The 268-nt window shown below is 31.7% G+C and carries 1 protein-coding gene; it reads left to right on the top strand.

Annotated features, from left to right (window positions below):
* Positions 1-214: hypothetical protein (locus CWC04_RS19800; RefSeq protein ID WP_138686197.1), on the top strand; the 214-nt coding region annotated here is incomplete at its 5' end.
* Positions 215-268: the final 54 nt, after the last annotated feature.

Raw genomic sequence — 268 nt, 5'->3', positions numbered from 1 at the left:
ACACTCCGATATAAAAAAATTTAAATGCACACAAAAGATTGTACAATTTAAATTACAGCTTCGTAATGCGCAGTCATCTAATAAGGCAATAACGATTAGTATAAATAACGACGAAAGCGCAGATGAAATTACGCGTTTTTTTAGCAAAAATACATATACATATAAATATGATCAACACCTAGGACTATTACTAGAGGAGCCAATGCATCTTTGAATACGTTAAAACATGTTACTAAAGAAAGGACTCAGATCCTCATTCATTCACCTT

This window comes from Pseudoalteromonas sp. S2893 (assembly GCF_005887105.1).
In the GTDB taxonomy this organism is placed as follows: domain Bacteria; phylum Pseudomonadota; class Gammaproteobacteria; order Enterobacterales; family Alteromonadaceae; genus Pseudoalteromonas; species Pseudoalteromonas atlantica.
This window is presented reverse-complemented; position numbering and strand designations above follow the sequence as displayed.